The sequence below is a fragment of the Micromonospora sp. MH99 genome, assembly GCF_021442385.1.
Lineage (GTDB): Bacteria > Actinomycetota > Actinomycetes > Mycobacteriales > Micromonosporaceae > Micromonospora.
The window spans coordinates 1-24,812 of the sequence record NZ_MUZA01000031.1 but is presented as its reverse complement, the minus strand read 5'-3'; the positions used below and the strand labels follow the sequence as shown (position 1 = coordinate 24,812).

The 24,812-nt window shown below is 74.2% G+C and carries 22 protein-coding genes; 7 read left to right on the top strand and 15 right to left on the bottom strand.

Annotated features, from left to right (window positions below; all coding sequences use genetic code 11):
• Nucleotide 1 precedes the first annotated feature (1 nt).
• Together B0E54_RS17655 and B0E54_RS17650 are read right to left on the bottom strand one after the other, a co-directional pair.
• On the bottom strand, nt 2-1,141 hold the full coding sequence (locus tag B0E54_RS17655; RefSeq protein ID WP_234585019.1) for a steroid 3-ketoacyl-CoA thiolase: 1,140 nt from the start codon (nt 1,139-1,141) through the stop codon (nt 2-4).
• Between the two features lie 41 nt (nt 1,142-1,182).
• Nucleotides 1,183-2,457, bottom strand: coding sequence for a cytochrome P450 (locus B0E54_RS17650; RefSeq protein ID WP_234585006.1), 1,275 nt, complete (start codon nt 2,455-2,457; stop codon nt 1,183-1,185).
• Nucleotides 2,458-2,535: 78 nt separating this feature from the next.
• Here B0E54_RS17650 and B0E54_RS17645 point away from each other — a divergent pair, with 78 nt between their 5' ends.
• From B0E54_RS17645 to B0E54_RS17635, 3 genes are read left to right on the top strand one after another with little or no spacing between them, the layout of a single operon-like run.
• Complete coding sequence (locus tag B0E54_RS17645; protein ID WP_234585004.1) at nt 2,536-3,747, top strand: cytochrome P450; 1,212 nt, start codon at nt 2,536-2,538, stop codon at nt 3,745-3,747.
• Nucleotides 3,744-4,952: a cytochrome P450 gene (locus tag B0E54_RS17640; RefSeq protein ID WP_234585002.1), complete on the top strand. Its 1,209-nt coding sequence runs from the start codon at nt 3,744-3,746 to the stop codon at nt 4,950-4,952. Before B0E54_RS17645 ends, B0E54_RS17640 begins: the two co-directional genes overlap by 4 nt.
• A 23-nt stretch (nt 4,953-4,975) precedes the next feature.
• A complete protein-coding gene (locus B0E54_RS17635; protein WP_234585000.1) occupies nt 4,976-7,225 on the top strand; it encodes a xanthine dehydrogenase family protein molybdopterin-binding subunit in 2,250 nt (749 codons plus the stop codon).
• Between the two features lie 251 nt (nt 7,226-7,476).
• Here B0E54_RS17635 and B0E54_RS17630 read toward each other — a convergent pair whose 3' ends face one another.
• The 3 genes from B0E54_RS17630 to B0E54_RS17620 are packed head-to-tail and all read right to left on the bottom strand — an operon-like array spanning nt 7,477 to nt 9,747.
• Nucleotides 7,477-7,671: a ferredoxin gene (locus tag B0E54_RS17630; protein WP_234584997.1), complete on the bottom strand. Its 195-nt coding sequence runs from the start codon at nt 7,669-7,671 to the stop codon at nt 7,477-7,479.
• Between the two features lie 3 nt (nt 7,672-7,674).
• Entirely contained in the window at nt 7,675-8,700 is a 1,026-nt protein-coding gene (locus B0E54_RS17625) for a methyltransferase (RefSeq protein WP_234584995.1), read from the bottom strand.
• Between the two features lie 9 nt (nt 8,701-8,709).
• The gene (locus B0E54_RS17620) at nt 8,710-9,747 is read right to left on the bottom strand and encodes a methyltransferase (RefSeq protein WP_234584993.1); all 1,038 of its coding nucleotides are present in this window, start codon (nt 9,745-9,747) and stop codon (nt 8,710-8,712) included.
• A 94-nt stretch (nt 9,748-9,841) separates the two neighbouring features.
• Between B0E54_RS17620 and B0E54_RS17615 the strand changes: the two genes are divergently transcribed.
• Nucleotides 9,842-11,434, top strand: a complete 1,593-nt coding sequence (locus B0E54_RS17615) for a (2,3-dihydroxybenzoyl)adenylate synthase (RefSeq protein ID WP_234584978.1) — start codon at nt 9,842-9,844, stop codon at nt 11,432-11,434.
• A 42-nt stretch (nt 11,435-11,476) separates the two neighbouring features.
• On the opposite strand, the gene B0E54_RS17610 is transcribed toward B0E54_RS17615, so the two are convergent.
• The 3 genes from B0E54_RS17610 to B0E54_RS17600 are packed head-to-tail and all read right to left on the bottom strand — an operon-like array spanning nt 11,477 to nt 14,667.
• Nucleotides 11,477-12,613 (bottom strand): bifunctional 2-polyprenyl-6-hydroxyphenol methylase/3-demethylubiquinol 3-O-methyltransferase UbiG, encoded by a 1,137-nt coding sequence (locus tag B0E54_RS17610; RefSeq protein ID WP_234584976.1) that lies wholly within the window; start codon nt 12,611-12,613, stop codon nt 11,477-11,479.
• Complete coding sequence (locus B0E54_RS17605) at nt 12,610-12,915, bottom strand: acyl carrier protein (protein ID WP_007460186.1); 306 nt, start codon at nt 12,913-12,915, stop codon at nt 12,610-12,612. The genes B0E54_RS17610 and B0E54_RS17605 overlap by 4 nt, the downstream gene beginning before the upstream one ends.
• A gap of 24 nt (nt 12,916-12,939) precedes the next feature.
• Entirely contained in the window at nt 12,940-14,667 is a 1,728-nt protein-coding gene (locus tag B0E54_RS17600) for an AMP-binding protein (protein WP_234584973.1), read from the bottom strand.
• A 91-nt stretch (nt 14,668-14,758) separates the two neighbouring features.
• Here B0E54_RS17600 and B0E54_RS17595 point away from each other — a divergent pair, with 91 nt between their 5' ends.
• Nucleotides 14,759-15,910 (top strand): acyl-CoA dehydrogenase family protein, encoded by a 1,152-nt coding sequence (locus tag B0E54_RS17595; protein ID WP_234584970.1) that lies wholly within the window; start codon nt 14,759-14,761, stop codon nt 15,908-15,910.
• 60 nt (nt 15,911-15,970) lie between these two features.
• On the opposite strand, the gene B0E54_RS17590 is transcribed toward B0E54_RS17595, so the two are convergent.
• Nucleotides 15,971-17,368 carry an LLM class flavin-dependent oxidoreductase gene (locus B0E54_RS17590; protein WP_234584957.1) on the bottom strand — a complete coding sequence of 466 codons (1,398 nt, stop codon included), beginning with the start codon at nt 17,366-17,368 and terminating at the stop codon, nt 15,971-15,973.
• Between the two features lie 59 nt (nt 17,369-17,427).
• On the opposite strand from B0E54_RS17590, the gene B0E54_RS17585 reads away from it, so the two are divergent.
• The gene (locus B0E54_RS17585; RefSeq protein ID WP_234584945.1) at nt 17,428-18,510 is read left to right on the top strand and encodes an acetylserotonin O-methyltransferase; all 1,083 of its coding nucleotides are present in this window, start codon (nt 17,428-17,430) and stop codon (nt 18,508-18,510) included.
• A gap of 11 nt (nt 18,511-18,521) precedes the next feature.
• Nucleotides 18,522-19,004 carry a VOC family protein gene (locus B0E54_RS17580; RefSeq protein WP_234584943.1) on the top strand — a complete coding sequence of 161 codons (483 nt, stop codon included), beginning with the start codon at nt 18,522-18,524 and terminating at the stop codon, nt 19,002-19,004.
• A gap of 133 nt (nt 19,005-19,137) precedes the next feature.
• Here the strand turns inward: B0E54_RS17580 and B0E54_RS17575 are convergent, their stop codons facing one another.
• From B0E54_RS17575 to B0E54_RS17550, 6 genes are read right to left on the bottom strand one after another with little or no spacing between them, the layout of a single operon-like run.
• Nucleotides 19,138-20,829 (bottom strand): carbamoyltransferase C-terminal domain-containing protein, encoded by a 1,692-nt coding sequence (locus B0E54_RS17575; RefSeq protein WP_234584940.1) that lies wholly within the window; start codon nt 20,827-20,829, stop codon nt 19,138-19,140.
• Nucleotides 20,830-20,857: 28 nt separating this feature from the next.
• A complete protein-coding gene (locus B0E54_RS17570; RefSeq protein ID WP_234584938.1) occupies nt 20,858-21,361 on the bottom strand; it encodes a (2Fe-2S)-binding protein in 504 nt (167 codons plus the stop codon).
• Entirely contained in the window at nt 21,358-22,188 is an 831-nt protein-coding gene (locus tag B0E54_RS17565; protein ID WP_234584936.1) for a xanthine dehydrogenase family protein subunit M, read from the bottom strand. The genes B0E54_RS17570 and B0E54_RS17565 overlap by 4 nt, the downstream gene beginning before the upstream one ends.
• Nucleotides 22,185-22,961: a thioesterase II family protein gene (locus B0E54_RS17560; RefSeq protein WP_234584922.1), complete on the bottom strand. Its 777-nt coding sequence runs from the start codon at nt 22,959-22,961 to the stop codon at nt 22,185-22,187. Before B0E54_RS17560 ends, B0E54_RS17565 begins: the two co-directional genes overlap by 4 nt.
• Nucleotides 22,958-24,139: a Gfo/Idh/MocA family oxidoreductase gene (locus B0E54_RS17555; protein ID WP_234584910.1), complete on the bottom strand. Its 1,182-nt coding sequence runs from the start codon at nt 24,137-24,139 to the stop codon at nt 22,958-22,960. The genes B0E54_RS17560 and B0E54_RS17555 overlap by 4 nt, the downstream gene beginning before the upstream one ends.
• Complete coding sequence (locus tag B0E54_RS17550; protein WP_234584896.1) at nt 24,136-24,654, bottom strand: hypothetical protein; 519 nt, start codon at nt 24,652-24,654, stop codon at nt 24,136-24,138. The genes B0E54_RS17555 and B0E54_RS17550 overlap by 4 nt, the downstream gene beginning before the upstream one ends.
• Nucleotides 24,655-24,812 lie beyond the last annotated feature (158 nt).

The following is a 24,812-nucleotide window of genomic DNA, read 5'->3' as shown; positions in this document are numbered from 1 at the left end:
GCTACTCCCGCACCAGCAGCGACGCCGTGCCGAGCGAGCCGCCGCAGCACATGGTGACCAGGGCGGCCTCGGAGTCGGCGCGTTCCAGCTCGTGCAGGGCGGTCACCAGCAGCCGGGTGCCGCTGCTGCCCAGCGGGTGCCCGAGCGAGATCGCGCCGCCGTTGACGTTGACCCGGTCCAGGTCGGCGTCGTGGTGCGCGGCCCAGGACAGCACGACCGCCGCGAAGGCCTCATTGACCTCCACGACGTCGATGTCGTCGAGCGTCATACCGGCGCGCTTGAGCAGCTTGCGGGTCGCCACGGTCGGGCCGTCGAGCAGGTAGTATGGGTCGGCGCCGGTGACGACCTGGTGCGCCAGCCGGGCCCGGGGCCGCAGGCCGTGCGCGTCGGCCCGCTCCCGCGACATCCACAGGATCGCCGCGGCGCCGTCGGAGATCTGCGAGATGGTGCCGGCGGTGTGGATGCCGTCCGGGAGCACCGGCCGCAGGGCGGCGAGCCCGTCCGCGGTGGTGTCGCGGATGCCCTCGTCGACGTCGACCGACGTGCCGTCGGGCAGCGGCACCGGGGTGATCTCCCGGTCGAAGCGGCCCTCGGCGCGGGCCCGCGCGGCCCGCTGCTGCGAGCGCAGCCCGTAGGCGTCGGCGTCCGCGCGGGTCAGCCCCTGCCGGGCCGCGATCCGCTCGGCGCCGCCGAACTGCGCCTTCGGCGGATCGTCGTACGGGTAGTCGGGTGTCTTGTAGTGGCCGGGCCCCTGGTAGAGGTTGGTGCCGACGGGCACCCGGCTCATCGACTCCACGCCGCAGGCGATGCCCACGTCGATCGCGCCGGCGGTGATGAGCGCCGCGATCAGGTGGTTGGCCTGCTGCGCGGAGCCGCAGGAGGTGTCGACTGTGCTCGCCGCGACCTCGTAGTCGAGGCCACTGTTGAGCCAGGCGTTGCGGGTGACGTTGAGGCTCTGCTCGCCTACCTGCGTGACGCAACCGCCGATGATCTGATCCACCTCGCCGGGGGCGACGCCGGAGCGGCGCAGCACCTCGACCTGCACGTGTCGCAGCAGCTGCACGGCCTTGAGGCCGGACAGCGCACCCTCGCGCCGGCCGATCGGCGTCCGCACCGCCTCGACGATCACCGCCTCCGGCATGGACTCCCCCTCCTGGTCGGCGCGTGGTGGTTCGCGGGTGCTCAGGCCGGTACGAGCCGGACGCGCAGCTCCTCCAGGCCCCGGAAGGTGCTGCTGTGCCGCCATTCGAGGTCGATCTCGTCGGCGTCCGGGTCGGCCAGCTCGATGACCGCGAACCGGTCCACCAGACGGCGGAAGGCGATCTGCCCCTCGGCGCGGGCGAGCTGCGCGCCGAGGCAGTGGTGCGGGCCCCAGGCGAACGACAGCGGCGTCTCCGGCGGTTCGGCGCCGGCGAAACGGGCGATGTCGAGCCGGTCCGGGTCGGCGTAGCGGGCCGGGTCACGGTTGGCCGCGCCGATCAGGGTGATGACGTGTTCGCCGCTTTTGAGCGGGGTGCCGTCGACGAAGGTGGTGTCCTCGAAGGCGGCACGCCCCAGCACGTGCACCGGGGAGTCGAAACGCAGCAGCTCCTCGACCGCGGAGCGGGTCAGCTCCGGTTCGGCGCGCAGCCGCTGCAACTGCTCGGGGTTGCGGCACAGTGCGTGCGTGCCGAGCCCGATCAGGTCGGTCATGGTCTGAAAGCCCGCGCCGAAGAGCAGCACGATCACCTGGATCAGCTCGTCGACCGAGAGCCGGTCACCGTCGATCTCGACCTGGCCGAGCGCGGAGGCGAGGTCGTCGCGGGGATCCTCGCGGCGCTTGCGGACCAGGTCGGCGAAGTACTCCTCCATCTCGCCGAGCGCCTGGTCGGACGCCTTGAGCACCTCCTCCGGCGCGAAGATCTCCAGCCCGCCGGACGCGGCGCGGGTGAGCCGGCGCAGCAGCGGCCAGTCCTCCGGCGGCACGCCGACCAGCTCGCCGATCACCATGACCGGCAGCGGGAAGCCGAACGAGCCGACGATGTCGACCTCGCCGCCGCCGGGGCCGATGCGGGCGGTGATGTCGTCGAGCAGCCCGTCGACGAAGGTGGTCAGTCGGGGGCGCAGGGTCTCGGTGCGTCGCGGGGTGAACACCCGGCTGACCAGTCCGCGCAGCCGGGTGTGCTCCGGCCCGTCGAGGAACAGCAGGGTGCGGGCGCCCTCGCGGCCCCGGGAGTCGCCCATGCGGGGGCGTTGCGCGGACTTGTCCAGCGACGGGTTGCGCAGCGCGGCCCGGCAGTCGTCGTACGCGGTGAGCACCCAACCCACACCCTGACCGGGCTGTTCCATCCGGTACTTCGGCGCCGCGGTCCGCAGCGCGTGGTAGTGCGGGTACGGGCTGCTGACGGTGGCCGGGGCCTTCATCAGCAACTCCATCGCGATGATCCGGGGGTCAGCGCTCACCACGGTCTCGGTCATGGCTCGGAAGCCTAATAGTGTTTCGCGTATCTCGGAAGTACTTGTTTCTCGTATCTTTGGTTGCGCATACTGGCGGGCATGACCTCGGCCCGTACCGGCATGCCGCCGAGATTCGACGCCCGTGACCCCGCAGTGGTCGCCGACCCCTACCCCACCTACGCGGCGCTGCGAGCGGCCGGCCCGCTGTGCCGGATGGGCCCGGGCAGCTGGGGCGTCACCCGCTACGCCGACGTCGCCCGGCTCGTCCGCGACCCGCGCCTGGGCAGCGAGTTCCCGGCCGCCTACCACCGGATGTCGGCCGGCGACGGCGCGGCCGGCGACTTCTTCGGCAGCATCATCCTCTACCGCGACCCGCCCGAGCACGGTCGACTGCGGCGCCTGATGGCCAAGGCGTTCAGCCCCGCCCTGGTGCGCCGGCTACGCCCCCGCATCGAGCAGATGGTCACCGAGCTGCTCGCCCCGGCGAGGAGCACCGGAGGTTTCGACGCCGTCTCGGATCTCGCTTTTCCCCTGCCGGTGATGGTGGTCTGCGCCCTGATGGGCATCCCGCCGGCCGACCACGAGCGCATCCGCCCGTACGCACTGGACCTGAGCAAGGCGTTCGCCGCGATCGTGCCCGACGACGACCGGCCGGCCGCCGACCGGGCGGTCGAGTGGCTGCGCGGCTACCTCGGTGAGATCCTGCAGCGGCGTCGCGCCGAACCCGGCGAGGATCTGCTGTCCCGGATGCTGGCCGCGACCGACGACGACGGCGCCGTGCTCGGCGACGACGAGATCGTGGACAACGCGGTCTTCGCCTTCTTCGCCGGCTTCGAGACCACCACCAACCTGATCGCCACCGGGGTGGCCGCCCTGCTCGACCACCCCGACCAGCTCGCCCTGCTCCGGTCGGACCCGACCCTGACCCCCCGGGCCGTCGAGGAGTTCCTGCGCTACGACGCCCCGATCCAGGGCGTCGCCCGCCTCGCCCGCGAGGATCTGGACGTCGGCGACCGCACCATCCGCGCCGGCCGGGTGCTGATCCTGCTGCTGGGCAGCGCCAACCGCGACCCCGACCAGTTCGCCGAGCCGGACCGCCTCGACATCACCCGCGCGGAGAACTCGCACCTGTCCTTCGGCGGCGGCATCCACCACTGCCTCGGCGGCTACCTGGCCCGGGTGGAGGCACAGGTCGCGTTCGAGACCCTGCTGCACACCTTCGGCACGCTGACCCCGGCCGGCCCGGCCCGCCGGCAGACCGACGGGACGCTGCGCTCGTACGCCAGCGTGCCCGTGGCGGTGCGGCCGTGAGCCCCGCCGGCCGCGTCCTGCCGGCGCGGATGGACCCGCTCGCGCCCGAGGTCGTCGCCGACCCCTACCCGACGTACGCGCGGATGCGCTCGGCCGGCCCGCTGTGCCGTTTCGGGCCGGCGAGCTGGGGCGTGACCCGGCACCGGGACGTGGCCGCGCTGCTGCGCGACCGCCGACTGAGCAACACCTTCCCGGAGGACGACCCGCAGTTCCGGATGGCGCAGGACCTCTCCCGCGAGGTGTTCCGCCGCATCATCCCCACCCGCGACCCGGACGACCACAGCCGGCTGCACCAGCAGATCGTCCGCGCGTTCAGCCCCGGCGTGGCCCGGCGCACCGCGAGCCGCGTCGGCGACCTCGTCGACGAGCTGCTCGCCCCGACGCTGGACACCGGCCGCCTGGACGCCGTCGCCGACCTGGCGTTTCCGGTCGCCGCGACAGTCGTGTGCGAACTGATCGGCCTGCCGGCGGCGCGCACCCGCGCCGAGGTGTGGCCCCGCTCGGCGGCGCTGGGCCGGGCCTTCACGCCGTTCCTGCCCGAGGCCGACCGCGCGGCGGCCGACGAGGCCCTCGCCTGGCTGCGCGGGTACGTCCGCGACCTGCTCGCCGACCGACGCGCCGACCCCAACGGCGACCTGCTCGACCGGATGCTCGCCGTGGCCGACCCCGCCGAGGGCATCGAAGAGGTCGTCGACAACATCGTCTTTCTCTGCTTCACCGGCTACGAGACGACAATGAACATGGTCTGCACCGGCAGCATCGCCCTGGCCGACCAGCCCGACGAGTGGCGTCGGCTGCGCGCCGACCCGTCGCTGGCCGCCACCGCCGCCGAGGAGTTCGTCCGGTTCGACGCCCCGATCCAGTACACGGCCCGGCTGGCGTTGGCGCCGATCCCGGTCGGCGACCGGGTGATCCGGCCCGGCCGGTCGGTCTTCCTCCTGCTCGGCTGCGCCAACCACGACGAGGACGTCTTCGCGGACCCCGGTCGCATCGACATCGGCCGGCACCCCAACCCACACGTCGGCTTCGGCGGGGGCGTACGCGGCTGCCTCGGCGCCGCGCTGGCCCGCATCGAGGGAGCTGTCGTCTTCGAACGGCTCGCGCACCGGCTCACCGACATCGACCTGGCCGCCGAACCGGTGCGCGAGCCCAGCGCCCTCTTCCGGTCGTACGCGTCGATCCCGCTCGCCGTCACCCCCGCCTGAGCGGGCGGAACCAGGAGTCGCAGATGTCACTGATCGGCCGACCCGTCCGGCGTACCGAGGACCGCGCCCTGCTCACCACCGGCGGCACGTACGTCGACGACGTGCTCGTGCCCGGCTCGCTGGAGCTGGTCGTCGTCCGCTCGACGGTGGCCCACGGACGGTTGCGGGGCGTGGACACCGAGGCCGCGCGCCGGGCGCCCGGCGTGGTCGCGGTGTTCACGGCGGCGGACGTGGACCTGGCGCCGCTGCCGCCCGAGGCCGGGGTGCTGAACCAGAAGATGACCACCCCGGTGCTCGCCGACGACGTGGTGCGCTTCGTCGGCGAACCCGTCGCCGCGGTGCTGGCGACCAGCCGCGCCGAGGCGGTCGACGCCGCCGCCCTCGTCGCGGCCGACATCGCGCCCCTGCCGGTGCTCGTCGACCCCGAGGAGGCCGTCACCGACGAGCTGGTGCTGCACCCCGAGGCCGGCACGAACATGGTGCTCAAACTGGGCTTCCGACGCCCGGCCGGCCGCGCCGAGCTGCACGAGGGCGCCGAGGTGGTCGTCCGGCAGCGGATGCGCAACCCCCGGGTCGCCCCCTGCCCGCTGGAGGCCCGCGCCGGGCAGGCCGAGTGGGGGCCGGACGGGCTGCGCTACCGCGCCGGCAGCCAGGCCGTGCACCTGTGGCGGGGCCAGCTCGCGGCGGCCCTCGGTGAGCCGGAGGACCGGGTCCAGGTGGTCAACGGCGATGTCGGCGGGGCGTTCGGCTCCAAGGCGTTCGCCAGCCGGGAGGACGTCCTCGTCGCCTGGGCCAGCCGTCGACTCGGCCGCCCGGTGCGCTGGGCGGAGACCCGCAGCGAGAGCATGACCGCCGCCGGGCACGGCCGCGCCCAGCACCAGAGCGCCGAGCTGGGCGGCACCCGCGACGGGCGGATCGTGTCGTACGCGCTGGAGGTCGTGCAGGACGCCGGGGCGTACCCGCGCATCGGCGCGATCCTGCCGTTCTGGACCCGGACGATGCTCACCGGCCCGTACGCGATCAGCCGGGCGAAGTTCAGCTCGTCCAGCGTCACCACCACGACCACCCCCGTGGTGTCGTACCGGGGCGCCGGGCAGCCGGAGGCCGTCGCCGCGCTGGAGCGGATGGTCGACGTGTACGCGGCGGAGATCGGCCTGGACCCGGCCGAGGTGCGCCGGCGCAACCTGTTGCCGCCGGAGAGCTTCCCGGTCACGACGATCACGCGCGCCCGCTACGACACCGGCGACTATCCGGCGGCGCTGGAGCGGGTGCTCGCCGAGGCCGACTACCAGGCGTTGCGCGCCGAGCAGGCGGCCCGCCGCGAGCGCGGCGACGTCCAGCAGCTCGGCATCGGCCTGTCCACCTTCGTGGAGATCACCGGCGCGGACACCCGCAGCGAGTACGCCTCGATCCGCGTCGACGACACCGGTCGGTTCACGGTTGGGTCCGGCACCTGCCCGCACGGGCAGGGCCACGTCACCGCGTGGGCGATGCTCGCCGCCGACGTGCTCGCCGTGGCGCTGGACCGCGTCGACGTCCGCCACTCCGACACCGCGACGATCCCCGCGGGCGGCGGCACCGGCGGATCCCGGTCGTTGCAGACCGGCGGCATGGCCGTCCGCGAGGCGGCCCTGGCCCTGGTGGAGCGGGGCCGGGACGCGGCGGCCGGCCACCTGGGCGTGGCCCGCGACGAGGTGGAGTACACCGCGGGACGTTTCCGCTCGACGGCCGGGCACGTCGTCTACTGGGCCGAGCTGGCCTCCGCCAACGACCTGTCCGTGGAGGCGACCTTCCAGCCGTCCGCCGCGACCTGCCCGTTCGGCGCGCACCTGGCGGTGGTGCTGGTCGACACCGAGACCGGCCAGGTGACCCTGCGCCGGGCGGTGGCCGTCGACGACGCGGGCGTGCTGCTCAACCCGCTGCTGGCCGAGGGGCAGGTGCACGGCGGCCTGGCGCAGGGCGCCGGTCAGGCGCTGGTGGAGGAGGTCCGCTTCGCCGCCGACGGCACACCCCTGCACGGTGACCTGCACCGCTACGCCATGATCGGCGCGGCCGAGCTGCCCTCCTTCGAGACGGTGGCGACGCAGACCCCCACCGCGGTGAACGCGCTGGGCGCCAAGGGCCTGGGCGAGTCGGGGGCGGTCGGGTTCCCGCCGGCGGTGCAGAACGCCGTGGTCGACGCCGTCCGCCACCTGGGCGTGCGGCACATCGACATGCCGGTGACCGCCGAGCGGGTCTGGACGGCCATCCAGGAGGCGTACGCCGTCCGCTAGCTCCGACGCCACCGCGCTCCGCGGCCGGCGGGCGGTCCGCGACGGCGGACGGCGGACGGCGGGGGATGCTCAGGCCCGTCCTTTGCTCTGCTTCAACCCACGCAACACCACGCGTCCGGTATCCGGACACCGGGTGTTGCCTCCGTTGAAGCAGAGCAAAGGATCCGATGCGCAGGCGTAGCCCCGACGTCCTCGACCCGGTGCAGGCACCGGGCGTGCCGGGATCGGGCGTGCCGGGATCGGGCGCGTCGTCAGTCGTCCACGACGGACAGCGCCTGCTTCGGGCAGCGGCGGGCGGCCTCGCGTACCCGGTTGGCAAGCGAGCCTTCCAGCGGCTGTTCGGTGATGTGCAGACGGTCGTCCTCACCGACGTCGAACACCTCGGGGGCCTGCCCCACGCAGACCGCGTTGCTCTCGCAGCGGGAGAAGTCCACGACCAGTCGCATCGCTCACGCCTCCGTCTTCGCGACGATCTCGAGGATGGGGAACATCATGGTGGGCACGCTGCGCGCCAGCCGCAGGTCGGCGGCGTCCAGCAGCCGTTCGATGTGCTCGCGCGAGCGCGCGCCGCCGCCGACCATGGCCAGCAGGAGCAGGTCGTAGAGGCGGCCCACGTCGAAGCGGTCGCCGGCCTCGACCACCGGCTCCAGCACCAGCAGCCGGCTGTCGGGCCGCATCGCCGCGCGCACGGCGCTCAGCAGCCGTACGGCGTTGTCGTCGTCCCAGCCGTACAGGATCCGCTTGAGCAGGTACGCGTTCGCGCCGGCCGGAATGGTCTCGAAGAAGCTGCCGCCGGTCACCGTGCACCGCTGGGCCACGCCGAGCTTCTGCAGCACCGGTTCGGCCTCGGCGACCACGTGTGGCAGGTCGAACAGGGTGCCCTGCAACTGCGGGAAACGGGCCATGATGCCGCCGAGGAAGGCGCCGTTGCCGCCGCCGACGTCGACGACTGTGGTCAGCTCACCCCACGGGTACGCGGGCAGCGCGGCCCGCAGCTCCAGCCTTGTGGCCGCCTGCTGGGAGGCGTCGAAGCGGGCGCTGTCGTGCGGATGGGCGGCCATGTACGGCCAGTAGCCCTCGGGGTGGACCTGGTCGAACGACGCCTGACCGGTGCGGATGCTGTGGTCGAAGTGGGCCCACGCCTCGATGTCGGGTTCGAGCAGCGGGTACGCGTCGCGCAGCGACAGCGGGTGGTCGGTGCGCAGCGGTTCGGCGAGTTTGGTCAGGCCGAACACCTCGGGCTCGACCTCGGTGAAGATGCCCTTGCCGGCCAGTGCCCGCAGGGCGCGCAGCAGCGACGGGGCGTGCGCGCCGGTGGCCTCGGCCAGCTCGCTCACCGGGCGCGGCCCGTCGACGAGCTGGTCGGCGACGCCCAGCTCGGCGACCGCGCGCACGGTGAACGGCACGATGTAGTCGGCCAGCTCGGTCAGTCGGAACACCGACTCGATGTCGATCCGGGGTCGGCTCGGGGCCATCGATACCTCCTAGGGGGATGTCAGCTGCGGCCCGGCGGGACCGGCGGCGATCACGGTGAGCGTGGGTGTGGCGACGACCCGGTCCAGCCGCAGGCCGGCGCCGGCCAACAGGTCGACGAGGTCGTCGCGGGTGCGGTGCCGACCGCCGGTGAGCACCAGGGTGTGCAGGTCGACGAGCTTGGCGACGTCGAAGACGTCGCCGGTGGGGATGATCGCTTCCAGCAGCAACAGCCGGCTCTGCGGGCCCATCGCCGCGGCGATCCGGCGCAGGATGGCCGTGGCGTCGGCGTCCTCCCAGCCGGGCAGGATCGTCTTGAGCACGTACAGGTCGGCGCTGGCCGGCAGTGGATCGAAGAAGCTGCCGGCCACGATCCGGCACCTGTCGGCCACCCCGGCCCGGTCGAGCAGGGCCGGCGCGGCGGCCACCACGTGGGGCAGGTCGAGCAGGGTGCCGTGCAGGTGCGGGCAGCGGCTGAGCAGGCCGGCCAGGAACGCGCCGTCACCGCCGCCGACGTCGACGACGTGGCCGGCCTGCGCCCACGGCCAGGCCGGCAGCACGGTGCGCAGGTGCAGCCGGGTCAGGCTCGACATCCAGCGGTCGACGGCGAGGCTGTCGGCCCGATGCCCGGCCAGGTAGGACCAGTAGTCGGCGCCGTGGACGCGGGGGAAGGCGGCCTCTCCGGTGCGCAGGCACCGGGTGAGCCCGGCCCAGGCGCGCACGTCCGCGGCCATCAGGGGGTACGCGTCGCGCAGCGACAGCGGGTGGTCGGTGCGCAGCGGTTCGGCGAGTTTGGTCAGGCCGAACACCTCGGGCTCGACCTCGGTGAAGATGCCCTTGCCGGCCAGTGCCCGCAGGGCGCGCAGCAGCGACGGGGCGTGCGCACCGGCGGCCTCGGCCAGCTCGCTCACCGGGCGCGGCCCGTCGACGAGCTGGTCGGCGACGCCGAGCTGGGCGATCACCCGGATGGTGAACGGCACGATGTAGTCGGCGAGTTCGGTGAGCCGGGTCAGCGCACCGAGGTCGGTACGGGGCCGCGCCGCCAGCATCAACCGCCTCCACTATCACGTGTCTTGTATCTCGTGTATCTGCACACTAGCTTGTGAGCGGGTCGCTGTCACCGTCGTTCACGGGAGGCACGAGATGCTGGACGGATGTGTGAGCTGGCCGCGGGAGCTGGCCGAGCGCTACCGCGCGCAGGGCTACTGGCGCGGCGAATCCCTCGCTGACCTGGGCCGGGAGTGGGCACGGACCGACCCGGAGCGCGCCGCGCTGGTCACCGACGGGCAGCGGGTCAGCTACGGCGACCTCGACCGCCGGGCCGACCGGATGGTCGCCGGGCTGCGCGCCCACGGCATCGGCCGGCACGACCGGGTGGTGGTCCAACTGCCCAACAGCGTCGAGTTCGTGGTGCTGTGTCTGGCCCTGTTCCGCCTGGGCGCGCTGCCCGTGCTGGCCCTGCCGGCGCACCGGCGCGCGGAGATCGGCCACCTGTGCGCCCACACCGAGGCGGTCGCGTACGTGACGGTCGACCAGGTCCAGGGCTACGACCTGCGCAAGCTCGCCGCCGACGTACGGGCCGAGACGCCGTCGCTGCGGGAGGTGTTCGTCGCCGGCGACCCCGGCGAGTTCACCGCCCTGTCCGACGTGGACGCCGATCCGGTGCCGCTGAGCGCCCCGGACCCGTCGGACGTCGCGTTCTTCCTGCTCTCCGGCGGCTCGACCGGCCTGCCGAAGCTGATCCCCCGCACCCACGACGACTACGCGTACCAGCTGCGGGCGACCGCCGCGGCGATGGGTTTCGGGCCGGACGGGGTGTACCTCGCCGCGCTGCCGGTCGCCCACAACGCGGCGCTCGGCTGCCCCGGCGTCCTCGGCGCGCTGCGGGTCGGCGCCACCGCCGTGCTGGCCGGCAGTCCCAGCCCCGACGAGGCGTTCCGACTGATCGCCCGCGAGCGGGTCACCCTGACCACGCTGATGCCGCCCTTTCTGCCGCTGTGGGCCGACCTCGCGCCGGTGCTCGGCGCCGACCTGAACGGCCTGGTGGTCGAGGTCGGTGGCGCCAACCTCAGCCCGGCGGTGGCCGAGCGGGTGACCCGGGAGCTGGGGATCCGGCTGGCGCACTTCTTCGGCATGGCCGAGGGCCCGATCTGCTGCACCCGCCCGGACGACCCGCCGGAGCTGGCCGCGCACACCCAGGGGCGGCCCCTGTCGGCCGCGGACGAGTTCCAGGTGGTCGACGACGCCGGCCGGCAGGTCGCGGCCGGCGAGGTCGGTGAGTTGATCGTGCGCGGCCCGACCACCCTGCGCGGCTACTACCGGGTGCCGGAGTACAACGCCCACACCTTCACCCCGGACGGCTTCCTGCGCACCGGTGACCTGGTCCGCTGGACCCCGACGGGTGAGCTGGTCGTGGTCGGCCGGATCAAGGAGGTCGTCAACCGGGGCGGCGAGAAGGTGCCGGCCGGCGAGGTCGAGGAGCACCTGCTCGCCCACCCGGCGGTCCGCGAGGTCGCCGTGCTCGCCGTCCCCGACCGGGTCCTGGGCGAGAAGACCTGCGCGGTGGTGGTGCCCCGCGCCGACGCCCCCACCCTGGGTCAGCTGCGGGACTTCCTCACCGGGCGGGGGCTGGCCGCGTACAAGCTGCCGGACCGGTTGGAGCTGCGCACGGCGCTGCCGCACACCCCGGTGGGCAAGGTGGACAAGCGGGCGCTCGGCGCCGAGCTGGCGGGCTGAGCCGGGGCGGGGGACGGCGTCGCCGCCCTCCCCCGCCCCGCTTCAGCTGCTCAGGTGGTACAGCCGGTGGAACCTGTCGTCCACCGGCACGATCTGCACGTCGGCGAAGCCAGCCTCGGTGGCGAACCGGCGGACCTGCGCGGGGCGCAGGACCGTGCCGCTGGCCGTCGAGTCGGGCCCGGCCAGACCTGCCGGCAGGCAGTGCAGCACGCTTGTGGCGTACTGGAAACGCTCGACCTCGTCGCCGGGTGCGACGAACCGGTGCGCCACCTTGGCGTCGAGCACCAGCACCGCGCCGCCGTCGGCGCGCAGCCGCCGGCACGCCCGCAGCACCGACACCGGCTGGCTCATCTCGTGCAGCGCGTCGAAGACGCAGACCAGGTCGTACCGGCCGGCCAGCTCCGGGTCCACGGCGTCGCGCCGGTGGAACCGCACCCGGTCGGCCACGCCGGCGGCCGCGGCGTTCGCCTGCGCGGCGGCCACCGTCGGCGCGTCCAGGTCGTAGCCGTCGACCTCGGCCAGGGGGTACGCCCCGGCCAGCGCGATCGCCGCCCACCCCGCGCCGCAGCCGATGTCGGCGATCCGGCCCGGCGCGGCGCCGAGCCGCTGGTGCACCTGCGGCAGCGCCGAGGAGAGCCAGCCGGGCAGGGAGTACGTGAACAGCGCCCGGTTGGCGCCCGAGTGCCCGTGCCGCCAGTCGTCGCCGTACACCTCGTCGGGCACCCCGGCGCCGGTGCGGTACGCGTCGAGCAGCGCCGGCAACGCGCCGGCCACCCCGCCCAGCGGCAGCATGGTCAGCGACACCAGCGACAGCGGACTGTCCGAGGCGAGCAGCACCTCGGCGTGCCCCGGCGGCAGCCGGTAGACCCGCCGCTCGGGAGCGGCCGTCACGTCGTCCACCTCGATGAACCCGGCGACGGCCTGCTGTTCCAGCCACTCGCGCGCGTACCGGCTGTCGATCCCGGTACGCGCGCACAGCTCGGCCACGTCGGCCGGACCGCGATCGAGCGCCTCGTACAGCCCCAGGCGGGCGCCGAGGTAGCCGGCCAGCAGCTCCTGGGTGTGCAGCATGGCCAGGAACAGCCGCAGCGACAACGCCCGGGCCCGCTGGTCCGACTCACCGGGCGTCGGAGGGCGCAGTGTCGCCGCGCCCGGTGCGTTCCCCGGGCGGCCGGTCAACTGGCCAGCTCGCCGCGCGAGCGCAGGATGTCCTTCACGTGCTCCACCACCGCGTCGATCGTGACGATCTTGCGGGCCGTCGTCTCGTCGATCGGCGGCAGCTCGAACTCGTCCTCCAGGGTGAAGGCCAACTCCAGCAGCGCGAGGGAGTGGAAGCCGAGGTCCTCGACCAGCCGCGAGTCACCCGCCCCCTCGGTCTGCTCCGGGTTGGGCGCCAGTTCGGTGACGATGGCCGTCACCGAGTCCCGCACCTCCGCCTCGGTCCGCACCTCGGCTGTCGTCGACCTGGTCGCGTCGGTCATTCCCGCCTCCTGTCCGAACGTCCCTCAGGACGCCGTCGTCGTCTGCTCGGTCTGGTCCCGCTGGCCGGCCGCTCCCGTGGTGACCACGGTGCCGGGCAGCCGGTCATCGACGAACGCCTGCCACAGCTGGCGTCGTTTGGGTTTGCCACTGGAGGTGCGGGCGATGGTGCCGCGTGGCGCGTCCACGATGACGACCTGCGCGCCCTCCGCCCGGCGGCGCAGCTCCCGCTCCGCCTGGGCCAGCCACTCCGGCTGGGCCTGCTCGAACACGGCCACCACTGTCGCGGTGCCGCCCCGGTGGCCCAGCAACGCGGCCATTCGCTGCGCCGGCACGCCGGGGCGGCAGATGGCCCATTCGAGGTCCTCGGCGAAGACCGCCCGACCGCGTACCTTCATGCTGTCGCCGAGCCGGCCCAGCACGTGCAACTGCCCGTCGTGCAGGAACCCGGCGTCGGCGGTGCGCAGCACCCCACCGCCCAGCGCGGTCTGCGACGCCGAGTCGTCGGCGTTGACGTACCCCTGCGCGACGGACGGGCCGTGCACCTCGATTTCGCCGACCACCCCGTCCGGCAGGGGCGTGCCGGCCTCGTCCACGATCCGCACCCGCACCCCGGTCAGCGGTCGGCCGCAGCCCACCACTGGGTACGCCTCGACGCCCCCGTCGACGTCCTCGCCCGGCTCCGGGACGGCCCGCGCGCCCAGCCGCAGCCGGTCGGGGCGCAGCTCGACGGCGTGGTACAGCTCGTCGAGCGGCAGCCCGGTGACGGCCAGGGTCGCCTCCGCCAGCCCGTACGCGGGCAGCAGCGCGCGGGGATCGAAGCCGTGCGGGCCGAGCAGCGCGCAGAAGCGGCGCAGCGCCTCGGCGTCGACGCGTTCGGCGCCGACGATGACGGCGCGCCAGGCGGAGAAGTCCAGCCCGGTCAGCGCCTCGGGGCGTACGCGGCGGGCGAGGTACTCCAGCCCGAAGTTCGGCATCGACGTCAGCCGTGCGCCACGCTCCCCGAAGCAGCGCAGATAGCGCCCGGGGTTGCGGACGAACTCCTCCGGCGGCATCAGCCACAGGTCGCTGGTGTTGACCACCGGGGTGACGAGGCAGCCGATGAGGCCCATGTCGTGGTGCACCGGCAGCCAGGACGCGGTCGGGTCGTCGGGGGTCATCGCCAGCCACCGTCGGATCGCCGCGACGTTGGCGGCCAGCGCGGCGTGCGGCACCTGCACGCCGCGGGCGCGGCCGCTGGAGCCGGACGTGAACTGCAGCAGCGCGAGCGGGCCGGGCGCCGCGACCGCTGCGCGGGAGCCGTCGGCGGCGTCGGCCAGTTCGTCGGCGCTCAGCACGCGCCGGACCCCGGCGGCGGCGGCCAGCGGCGCGATCGCGGCGGTGAGGGTGGACGCGCACACCACGACCCGGGGCGCGGCGGCGCGCAGGAGGCCCGACACGTGCTCGCCGTAGACCGCGCGGTCCTGAAAGTTCAGCGGCGGGGCGATCGGTGAGGGCGCCGCCCCGGCGGCCATCGCGGCGAACAGCGTGGCGACGAAGTCGGGGCCGGCGGGCTCGACGATGGACACCACGTCACCGGGGACCACCCCGACCGCCCGCAGGCCGGCCAGGATCACCCGGGTCCGGTCGGCCAGCTCGGCGTACGACAGGAAGGTCCAGTCGTCCCCGCCGGCGGCGAAGTGCACGCCCCGGTCCTGCCGGGGATGCTCCAGCCAGCTCAGCAGCGGCGATTCCGCGGCGGCGCGTTCGGTCATCGGCCCGTCACCTCCTCCCCAGTACGTCTATCCGAGATTGATAGCAGATACAAGGCTAAACAAGATACGAGGAAGGCGATAGAGTCCAACCGTGACCAGTACGCTTCCCCGCGTCGACGGACTGCTCCCCGCGCTCGCCGAGCGGGCGGCCGAGATTGACCGGGCGGGCCGGGTCCCCGAGGACGTTCTCGCCGAGCTGAGCGCTGCGGGCTGCCTGCGGATGCTGGTGCCAACCGCGTACGGCGGTGCGGACCTGCCGCTGGGTGAGGCGCTGCGCGTCATCGAACAGCTCTCCACGGCGGACGCCTCCACCGGCTGGCTGATCGGCCAGGTCGGCCTGGCCCACCTGCTGTTCGCCTGCTTTCCCGAGGCCGCCCGCGACGAGATCTACGCGCACGGCCCGGACGTGCTGGGCGCCGGCGCGGTCGCGCCGAAGGGCCGGGCCGCCCCGGACGGCGCGGGCGGCTGGCGGGTCAACGGCCAGTGGCCGTTCGTGACCGGCAGCCCCCAGGCCAGCTGGATCTACCTGAACTGCATCGTGCTCGACGGCCGGACCCCCCGCACCCTGCCCAACGGGGCTCCGCTGACCCGGATGGTGCTCTTCCCCGCCGCCGAGCTGGAGCAGGTCGACACCTGGCAGGTGCTGGGCCTGCGCGGCACGGCCAGCCAGGACGTGCGGGCGGCCGGCCGGATCTGCCCCGAGCACCGCGGCTTCAGCCTGGTCGGCGACGGCGACGACGTGCGCCGCACGGTCTTTCGCATCGCCCAGGCCGGGCTGCTCATCGCCGCCGTCGACCTCGGCATCGCCCAGGGGGCCGTGCACGACGCGGCGGCACACGCCGCCGCCGGCCGCCGTCGGACGTTCAGCACCCGCTCGCTGGCGGACTCCCCGGTGTTCCACGACCGGCTGGGCGAGGCCCACGTGGCCCTGCGCGCGGCCCGGGCGCTGCTGCACCGCGAGGCCGCCACCGCCTGGGAGACCGCGCGGCGCGGCGAGGTGCTCAGCGCGCTGGACCGCGCCTGCCTGCGGGCCACCGCGACGCAGGTCACGGCCACCGCGCTCCAGGCCGTGCAGACGGCGTACGCGCTGGCCGGGGCGTCGACGGTGTTCGACTCGTCGCCGCTGCAACGGCGGCTGCGCGACATCAACACCGCTACGCAGCACTTCGTCAACAGCCGCGACAGCTACGCCACGGTCGGCGCGCTGCTGGCCGGCGCGGACGTCGACACCACGATGTTCTGACGGCGCGACAGCGTCGGCCGTGCCTTCCGCGGGGTCCGAACTGGCCGTTAACTCGGCGGGTCAGCCGCGCGCCGGCGCGGGTTCGGCCGGCGCCTGCGGGTCCCGGGCCGGCACCCGGGCCGGCACGGAGGCGCCCGCGCCGAAGTAGCGCTCCCGCAGGGTCCGCTCCGCCGGGTCGTACGCGGTGCGGAACAGTCCACGGCGCTGCAGCTCCGGCACCAGCAGGTCGCAGATGTCGTCGATGCCCTGGGTCGTCGGGCACGGGATCAGGTTGAAACCGTCCACGTCGGCCACCGCGCACCACTCCTCCATCCGGTCGGCGACCTGCTCGACGGTGCCGAAGAGGGTCACCGGCGCCCCGGTGCGGGGCCGGCGGGCGGTCGCCACCAGGTAGCGCACGTCGCCTACCGTCCAGGTGCGCTCGGGCCCGAGCCGGCGCAGGAAGCCCACGAAGCTCTGGCTGCCCTGCCCGGCGATCTCCGCCACCGGCGTCTCGTCCGGGTACGCCGCGAGGTCCACGTCCATCCAGCCGCACCACTTGGCGAGCTGACCCTCGCCGCTCCACAGCGCCACGTACTCCTCGGCCCGCCGGCGGGCCTCCGCCCGGGTCGGCGCGACCATCACCATGCTGCCCTGCAGCGCCTTGACCGAGCGCGGGTCACGGCCGTGTGCGGCCACCTCGGCGCGCAGCCGGGCCACCTGCGAGGCTCCGCTGGCCGAGTCCGCCATGGTCAGGAAGACCACCTCGGCGTGCCGGGCCGCGAAGGTCATGCCCCGCCCGGACGCCCCGGCCTGGTAGAGCACCGGGATGCGCTGCGGCGACGGCTCGCACTGGTGCGGGCCCCGCACGGAGAACCAGCGTCCCTCGTGGCCGATCTCGCGCACCCGGTCCGGGTCGGTGAAGACGTTCGCCGCGACGTCGCGCCGGACCGCGTCGTCGTCCCAGCTCTCCTCCCACAGCCGCCGGGCCACCTCGACGTACTCGTCGGCCCGGTCGTAGCGCTCGTCGTGGTCCAGGTACGAGCCGAGCCCGTTCGCGGACGCGGACCGCAGATACGAGGTGACGATGTTCCAGGCGACCCGTCCGCCGGTGAGGTGGTCCAGCGAGCTGAACACCCGGGCGCACTCGTACGGGGCGTGGTACGTCGTCGAGTAGGTGACGGCGAGGCCCAGCCGGGAGGTGGTGGCCGCGATCGCCGGCAGCACCAGCAGCGGGTCGATCGACGGGATCTGCACCGCGTGCCGCACGGCGGCCTTCCAGGAGCCCTGGTAGACGTCGTAGGTGCCGTGCACGTCGGCGAAGAAGAGCGCGTCCAGGCAGGCGGCCTCCAGCCGGCGACCCAGCTCGACCCAGTAGCCGAGGTCGCGGTAGCCGGTGGCGCTGCGGTCGGCGGGGTGCCGCCAGAACCCCTTGAACTGCGGTGACGGCGAGCACTGGGTGAACAGGTTCAGATGCACGTATCAAGTGTCTCGTATGCTATCTGGTATCGCAACGCTCGACCGGATACCGTACGGACATGCCCGTGACGCCTCGCATCGACCTCGCGTCGGTCACCCGCCTCACCGAACTGGCCGACTACATCGTTCCGTTCACCATCCGGGTCATGTGTGACCTCGCGGTCGCCGACCAGCTCATCGAGGGTCCGTTGCCTGTCGACGTGCTGGCCCGACGCGTCGGTGCCGACCCCGGCGCGTTGACCCGTGGCCTGCGCGCGCTCGCCGGCCGGGGCATCTTCACCGAGGTCACGCCCGAGGTCTTCGGGCTCACCCCACTGGCCGAGCCGCTGCGCAGCGACCACCCCTTCTCGGTACGCGAGTGCTTCCCCCTCATGCCGCCGGACATCTACTCGTGGGCGCGGCTGACGCACAGCCTGCGCACCGGCGAGACCGCGTTCGGGCACGTGCACGGCGGCACGCGCTACTACGACCACTTCGCCGACCACACCTACGAGTGCGTCCGGTTCGAGCGGTCGGCCGAGAGCGTCAACCCGTTCGTGCTGCGCACCGTGGCACCGGCGCTGGATCTGGGCACGGCCCGGACGCTGGTGGACGTGGGCAGCGGGCACGGCACCTTCGTCGCCGGCCTGCTCGCCCGCCACCGGGATCTGCGTGCCATCCTGCTCGACCTGCCGCACGTGGTGACCGAGGCGCCGGCCGTGCTGGCCCGCGCGGGTGTCGCCGACCGGTGCGAGGTCCGCGGCGGCAGCTTCTTCGACCCGCTGCCCGAGGGCGCCGACGTGTACCTGCTCAAGACGATCATTCACGACTGGCCGGACGAGCAGGCCGCCGCGATCCTGCGCAACGTCCGCGCCGCCGCCCGGCCCGACAGCCGGCTGGTCATCGTGGAGTCGGTGAGCCGCTACGGCAACCACGACGACACCGGCAAGGTGATGGACGTCAAGGCGCTCGCGCTGTTCGGCGGGCGGACCCGTACCGAGCCGGAGTTCCGCGCGCTGCTCGACGACGCCGGGTTCCGGCTGTCGCGGATCACGCCGACCTCGTCGATGTCGGTGCTGGAGGCCGTGCCTGCGGTGCCCGCGCCCGACGGAGACCGGGGCACCGGCAGACCGGCCGTCGCGACGGCCGGCCGGACGGCCTGAGGGGACCGGCGATGCCACGCCTGGACGGTCGCAACCACATCAACCTCACAGTCGTCGACCTGGAACGCAGCACCGCGTTCTACTGCTCGGTGTTCGAGATGGTGGTGGTCAACGACGTCACGCCACCCGAGTCCGGCTTCCGCTTCCGCACCCTGCTGCACACCGCGTCGTTCGCGTCGGTGGTCCTGGGCTGCGTCGAGGATCCGCCCGAGGGTGGCGTCGACGGCGACCGGTTCGACGAGCGGCGTCCGGGACTGCATCACCTGGCCTACCACGTGCCCGAGCGCGCCGACCTTGACGAGTGGGTGACCCACCTGGACGCCGTCGGCGTCGCGCACTCGGGCATCACCACCTCCAAGCACGAGGCGGGATCGCAGATCTGGCTACGCGATCCGGACAACATCTGGCTGGAGTTCTACTGGGTGAACCGGGACTTCTTCGTCGACCGGCTCCGCCAGGTGTGGCGGCGCGACCGCCGAACGACCCGCGCCTGACCCTGCCTCCACCCCGCGATCTTGCACTTGCTGTCCCGACATCCGGGGTACTCCGCGCACATCCGCGACAGAAACTGCAAGATCGCGTGGGGGTGGAGGATGAGGGGCCGCCCGGTCGGGCGGCCCCTGCACGTCACGCCGGCAGGTCGGCCTCGCTGCGGGCCACCACCGCGTCCCCGAGCACCAGCAGGTCGATCTCCTTGGCTCGGACGAAGGTGTCGACCGCGTCGGCGGCCGAGTTCACGATCGGGTCACCGGCCAGGTTGAACGACGTGTTGACCACCGCGGGTACGCCGGTGAGCTGCCGGAACTGCTCGATCAGCGCCCAGTAGCCGGGGTTGGTGTCGCGGTGCACGGTCTGCGGGCGGGCGGAGCCGTCCACGTGGGCCACCGCCGGAACCCGCAGCCGGGCGTCCGGGCGCAGCGACGCGGCGGCCAGCATGAACCTCGACGGTTCCCCGACCGGCCCCTCGATCAGCTCCGAGATGTGCTCGGCGAGGATGCTGGGCGCCACCGGACGCCACATCTCCCGGCCCTTGAGCACGTTGAGCCGTTCCAGGTTGCGCCGCGAGCGCGGATCGGCCAGCAGGCTGCGCGCGCCCAGCGCCCGCTGCCCGATCTCACCCCGGCCGCGCGCCCAGCCCACGATCCGGCCCCGGGCCAGTTCCCCGGCGACGCAGCGGGCCAGGTCGTCGTCGCCGAGGCGGCGGTGGGCCATGCCGGCGCGCGCGGCGGCCGCCTCGCCGGCCTCCGTGGTGATCGGCTGACCCCAGTACGCGTGGTCGAGGCGGGTGGGCGTGAACTCCCCGCACTCCCGCGCCGCTACCAGCGCCGCCCCCAGGGACACCCCCGCGTCGGTGGGCACCGGCGGGACGTAGACCCGGTCGAAGAGTCCACTGCGCACCAGCACGCCGATCATCGTGCAGTTCATCGCCACCCCACCGGCGAGCGCCAGGACCGGCGTGTCCACCCGTCGACGCAGATCCGCGGCCAGGGACAGCACCGTCTCCTCCAGCCCCTGCTGGATCGTCGCGGCGAAGTCCGCGTACGCGATGGGTTCCTCGCCGGTGCGCGGCGCGTACGGGAACAGCTTGCCGAACTCGGGTTTGAGCGACTCGGCGACGGCCGGGTAGTAGGCCATCAGCGGGCCGAGCGTCGCGGCGCGTCGGGTGGGGACCTCGGCGGTGGGTGTGCCGCGGACCAGCTCGTACCCGCCGGGAACTCCGCGCACCGGCGCACCGGGACCGGGCCTGCCGTAGGCGGCGAGGCCCATCAGCTTGCCGGTGCCCCAGTAGCCCAGCCCGGCCCACTCGGCGGCGGCGTTGTAGTAGAAGCCCAGCGACTGCTCGACGGGCCACTCGCGCAGGATCTCGATCTCGCCGTCGGCGTACCTGCCGATCGAGGTCGACTGCGTCTCGCCGGCGCCGTCGAGGACCAGGACCGCCGCCTCGTCGCAGTCGCAGCTGTACGCGGCGCTGGCCGCGTGCGCGACGTGGTGCGGCACCCAGCGGACCGCCGGCATGGTCAGGTCCTCGTCGTGGGGAAAGAGCATGGCCAGCAGCCCCTCGGTGGTGAACCGACGGTTGCGGCCCAGCGGGATGTCCCGGAAGTCCCAGCCGATGGCGACGGTGTCCACCTCCTGCGGGCTGATACCCGCCATCGCCAGGCACGCGGCGACCGCCTCGGCGGGCGGCTGGCCCACCGCGTGCTTGCGGCGGCTGACCCGCTCCTGCTCGACCAGAGCGCAGAGCGCGCCGTCGCGGACCAGCGCGGCGCTGGAGTCGTGGAAGCCGATGTTCACCCCGAGTACGTAACGCGCCGACATGGTCGGCCTCCCTTCCGATCTCTGGCGGTCAGCCGGCCTGTCGGGCCCCGTCGAGGGCGAGCACGGCACGGACGATGTTGTGGTAGCCGGTGCAGCGGCACAGGTTGCCCTTGAGGGCGTGCCGCACGTCGTGCTCGGTGAGCGGCCCAGGGTTCTCCGCAAGCAGGCTCACCACCGCGAGGACCATCCCCGGGGTGCAGAAGCCGCACTGCAGGGCGTGGTGCTCCCGGAACGCCTCCTGCACCGGGTGCAGCCGGTCGCCGTCGGCGAGCCCCTCGGCGGTACGGATGTCGGCGCCGTCGGCCTGCGCGGCCAGCAGGGTGCACGACTTGACCGACCGTCCGTCGAACAGCACGGTGCAGGCGCCGCAGGAGGAGGTGTCGCAGCCCACCGTCGCGGCGGTCAGCCCAAACTCCTCGCGCAGCAGGTGCACCAGCAGGGTGCGCGCCGGCACCCGGCGGCTCTCCGGGCGGCCGTTGACGGTGGCGCTGACGGCGACGGTGGTGGTGCCGGGTCGGGCGTCGATGCTCATCGTGGTTCCTCCACCGTCGTGCCGGGATCGGTCAGGGCACGGGCCACCAGCACCCGACTGAGGTGCCGCCGGTACGCGACCGAGGCCCGCGCGTCGTCGGGCGGGTCGCACCCCTCGTCGGCCCGCGCCGCCGCGACCGCGACACCGGCGCCCTGCGCGAGGGCCGACTCGACCCCGTACGCCCGCCGGATGGTCGGACCCATCCCGGCCAGCGCCACCCGGGAGTCGGCGACGGCGACGGCCACCAGCGACCACTCCAACGCCGGCCGGGCGAACGTCAGGTAGCGCCACCGCGCCGGGCCGGGCAGCGGCACCCGGACCTCGGTGACGAGTTCGTCGGGCCGACAGACCGTCACACCCGGCGCGACGGCCAGCTCGGCGACGGGCACCTGCCGTACGCCCGTCGCGCTGCGCAGCACCACCACGGCGTTCAGCGCGACCAGGGCCAGCGGCACGTCCGCGGCCGGGTCGGCCTGCGCGAGCGCCCCACCCACGGTGCCCAGGTGTCGCACCTGCCGGTCACCGACCGCCGCAGCCGCCATCGCCAGCAGCGGGGCGTGCCTGTCGACCAGCGGGTCGTCCAGCAGCCGGTGATAGCGGGTCAGCGCGCCGACGGCCAGGTGGTCGTCGCGGTACGCCACGTACGACAGCTCGGTGACCCGGCCGAGGTCCAGCAGGGTGTCGACGCGGTCGCGGCGCAGCTTGAGCGCCGGCAGCAGCGACTGCCCGCCGGCCAGTGGCCGCAGCTGGTCGCCGTACGCCTGGCGCAGCTCCAGCGCCTCGGTGAGGTCCCGGGCGCGGTGGTAGTGCACGCTCGCCGGGATCACGGGCCGGCCGCCGACCAGGTGGGCACCGGGCTGCGGTGCGTGGCGCGCAGGATGGTGTCGATGAGCTGGTTGCGGCGTGCCAGCAGGTAGAAGTGCCCGCCGGGGAAGGTGTGCAGGGTGAACCCGCCCCGGGTGCGCGCCGCCCAGTCGCCGGCCTCGTCGGCGGTGACCTCGGGGTCGTCCGCGCCGACGCAGGCCAGCACCGGCGCGCGCAGCGGCACGGGTGGCTGCGGGCGGTACGTCTCGGCGATCCGGTAGTCGGCGCGCAGCACCGGCAGCGCGATGGCGCGTACCCCCTCGTGGTCGAGAGCCTCGCGGCCGGTGCCGCCCAGGCGGCCGGTCTCGGCCCACAGCGTGTCGTCGTCGGCGAGGTGCACGCTTGTGGTGCGCAGCCGACCCGGCCCGGGGCGACCGGACACGACAACCGCCCGCAGCACGCTGCCGGGCCCGTCCAACCGGCGGGCCGTCTCGTAGGCCACCGACGCGCCGAGGCTGTGCCCGAACAGGACCACCGGCGCGTCGGCCGGCAGCGACCGCACCGCCTGCGCGACACCCTCGGCCAGGCTCGGCAGGTCGGCCGCGAACGGCTCGCCCGACCGGTCCATCCGGCCCGGGTACTGCACGCCGTGCACCTCGACGTCGTCGGGCACCTGCGCCGACCAGGACCTGTAGAACGCGGCGTTGCCGCCGGCGTGCGGGAAGCAGACCAGGCGCAGCCCGGGCCAGCGCAGCGGCCGGAAGCAGCGCAGCCAGGTCCGCGCGACGGGGGTCACGGGCGCGCGCCGATCCGCTGCGGCGCCGCGCCGACCGGCGGGTCGACCGCCCCGGCCGCCGCGTCGGCCAGCTCGGCCACGTCGGACGCCACGAACATCCGCGGCGGTACGGAGTGCACCAGCTCGGGCGGCCCCAGCCGGGCGGTGACGTCCTGCCACAGCTGGCACAGGCTCAGGTGGTACTGGCCGTGGCGGGCCAGCTTCCTCCCGCCCAGCGCCGCGGCGTGCAGGTTGCCCAACGCGTACCCGACACCTGCCGGCCAGACCTCCTCGAACACCCTGCGGTAGCTGGGCGCCACCGCGTCGGCCAGCGGCTGCGCGCTCGGCACGTCCAGGTGGTCCGGTTCGTCGCCGTCGCCGTCGGCGAAGTGCGGCCGGCCCACCCCCCGGTCCTGCACCTGCTGCGGGAAGTCCGGCCGAGGGCTCCACACCGTGGGCCCGTGCGTGCCGACCAGGGTCAGGTTGCCGGCCTCGGTGCCGATGGTCACCCGGTGCAGCAGGTGCGCGTAGTTGTCCGGGTCCGCCGGGTCCATCTGGTTCTGAACCCGCAGGGTCAGCGGCACACCGGCGAGCACCCCGTCGAGGCTGCGGAACGGCACGTCCACCCGGGACAGCCGGCGTACCTGCTCGGGCAGGTCGACCGCCGGGCCCAGGCCCCACGGTCGGACGCCGCCGAGGGCCTGACCGAGGATGTCCAGCAGCGCGTACGCGACCTGGAAGCCGCAGGCCGCGTCGACGTACCGGGCCGGCTGGCGGGCCAGCAGCGCCCGGGCGGCGGCGAGGAACCGGCGCACCGGCGCGGTGTGCACGTAGAACGAGTTCAGGTGGTAGACGACCCCGGCCCGGCCGGCGGTACGCAGGCACTCGACCAGCTCGTCGTGGTGCAGCGGATGCTCCTGCAACACGTGCAGGCCCCGCTGCATCAGCGCCCGGGCCACCTCACCGCCCGGCCCGCCCAGCAGGCCACCACGGATGACCACGCAGGCCAGCGTCACGTCCTCGGGCACCTGGGCGACGTCGGTCCACAGCGGCACCCTGTAGTGCCGCGCGCAGGCCACCGACCGGGCGCTGCCCCCGGCGAGGATCCCGGCCAGCTCGAACGGGAAGTCCGGCTGCCGGAACGCCTGCAGGTACACCTGGCCGAACTTGGTGCCGGCGACCAGCACTCTCGGTTTCACGCCACCCCCTCCTCGATCAGGTCGTACGACCCCAGCGGGCCGTCCTCGACGCGCAGCGACGTGACCGCCGGACTCGTGCGCAGCACGTCCACCGCCCAGGCCGGGTCCACCGCCTCGGCCAGGTGGTGCACGCCCGGTGGCACGTCGCCGGCGGCGACCGCCAGGGCGCCGAGGGCGACAGCCGCGCCGGTGAGCGCGTTCGCGCCGGTCCCCCGGCAGGCCAGCACACGCGTGCCCGCCGGGCCGGCCAGCTCGACGACCAGCATTTGGTAGCGGGGCCGACCGAAGGTGTCCAGCTCGGCCGCCCGGCACAGCTCGGCGGCCGCGTCGGCGAGCTGCGCCGCCGTCGCGCCGTCGCGCGCCCGGCGGGCGCCCGCGGCGAGCGCCGCCGGCAGCCGGCTGCCCGCGAACGCCGACCACCAGTCGACGTCGGTGAGGCCGAGCCGGCGGGCGACCCGCTCGGTCTCGGTGCTCAGGTACGGCTGCACCAGCACCGGCTCGTCGAAGAACGGCACCGGCACATCCGCCGGGCGTGAACCCGTCGCGACCCCCGACGTACCCGGTCATCCGCCGCGCCCCCGGCGTCAGCGCGGCCAGGTGGGCGGGCAGCAGCCCGGACAGACCGGGCATCAGACCGGCCGAGAGCACCGCGACCCGGTCGGCGGCCCCGGGC

Coding starts and splice junctions, on each gene's coding strand:
- B0E54_RS17635 (WP_234585000.1), top strand. CDS start 4,976: ATGTCACTGATCGGCCGACCCGTCCGGCGTACCGAGGACCGCGCCCTG.
- B0E54_RS17620 (WP_234584993.1), bottom strand. CDS start 9,747: ATGCTGGCGGCGCGGCCCCGTACCGACCTCGGTGCGCTGACCCGGCTC.
- B0E54_RS17570 (WP_234584938.1), bottom strand. CDS start 21,361: ATGAGCATCGACGCCCGACCCGGCACCACCACCGTCGCCGTCAGCGCC.
- B0E54_RS17600 (WP_234584973.1), bottom strand. CDS start 14,667: ATGACCGAACGCGCCGCCGCGGAATCGCCGCTGCTGAGCTGGCTGGAG.
- B0E54_RS17605 (WP_007460186.1), bottom strand. CDS start 12,915: ATGACCGACGCGACCAGGTCGACGACAGCCGAGGTGCGGACCGAGGCG.
- B0E54_RS17615 (WP_234584978.1), top strand. CDS start 9,842: ATGCTGGACGGATGTGTGAGCTGGCCGCGGGAGCTGGCCGAGCGCTAC.
- B0E54_RS17575 (WP_234584940.1), bottom strand. CDS start 20,829: ATGTCGGCGCGTTACGTACTCGGGGTGAACATCGGCTTCCACGACTCC.
- B0E54_RS17630 (WP_234584997.1), bottom strand. CDS start 7,671: ATGCGACTGGTCGTGGACTTCTCCCGCTGCGAGAGCAACGCGGTCTGC.
- B0E54_RS17645 (WP_234585004.1), top strand. CDS start 2,536: ATGACCTCGGCCCGTACCGGCATGCCGCCGAGATTCGACGCCCGTGAC.
- B0E54_RS17585 (WP_234584945.1), top strand. CDS start 17,428: ATGCCCGTGACGCCTCGCATCGACCTCGCGTCGGTCACCCGCCTCACC.
- B0E54_RS17655 (WP_234585019.1), bottom strand. CDS start 1,141: ATGCCGGAGGCGGTGATCGTCGAGGCGGTGCGGACGCCGATCGGCCGG.
- B0E54_RS17625 (WP_234584995.1), bottom strand. CDS start 8,700: ATGGCCCCGAGCCGACCCCGGATCGACATCGAGTCGGTGTTCCGACTG.
- B0E54_RS17580 (WP_234584943.1), top strand. CDS start 18,522: ATGCCACGCCTGGACGGTCGCAACCACATCAACCTCACAGTCGTCGAC.
- B0E54_RS17650 (WP_234585006.1), bottom strand. CDS start 2,457: ATGACCGAGACCGTGGTGAGCGCTGACCCCCGGATCATCGCGATGGAG.